Origin of the sequence: Herbiconiux daphne, from assembly GCF_024979295.1 — a bacterium.
GTDB lineage: Bacteria > Actinomycetota > Actinomycetes > Actinomycetales > Microbacteriaceae > Herbiconiux > Herbiconiux daphnes.
On record NZ_JANLCJ010000476.1, the window covers coordinates 1 to 645 of the forward strand.

General features: G+C 43.6%; 1 protein-coding gene. It reads right to left on the reverse strand.

Translation table 11 applies throughout. From position 1 onward, the window contains the following. Positions 1-445 (reverse strand): hypothetical protein (locus tag N1032_RS25955; protein ID WP_407933090.1); only part of this gene is annotated, 445 nt, incomplete at its 3' end. Positions 446-645: the final 200 nt, after the last annotated feature.

Here is a 645-nt window from a genome sequence, read left to right on the forward strand (position 1 = left end):
CGATTGCATAGAAGCTCTTAGGATCAAGATTACGAATCTTGTAAGAAACAATTACACCATCTTTATGTTTGGGATAGAAGTGAGAAATAGGTTCCCGGTTTACAGATGATAAACCACAACGAACACCATAACGCTCTGCAACAGCACGAGTGATACCTCGTGTAGTGAGTGCCATGATTGGAAGTTCATTTGCTTCTGCTAGAATTGCTTCTCGTTCTTCATCTGTCAGTTCACGTTTGATCTGTCGAACAGACTCGATGTCTGCTCGGTTGGCATCAGTGACTTTCTCACCATGCCCACACCGATTGCAATGAGTCCACTCTTCTCCAGTCTCAGTGTTCTTCCAGTGCTGTAAGTGGTTACCTGTTTTATCCCCACCAGCTTTGCGACATTCTGGACAAGCACTGTCGCCAAGTAATTCTTTTACTCCATAGATTTTTGACAAACTTGCATCCTCCTGACGCAAAATTTACTACTTACATTGCAATATTAGTGGTTGGTGTTACAAATGATACAGAACGCATGATCACATAGTTATCAAAACCAGTTGCCTGACGTTCACCACGAATATAGCGTACAGCTTGTTCGTAATTATCGAAACGAGACACCGCCGGTGTTGTACCCTGACGTCTGGCACTGGCATTG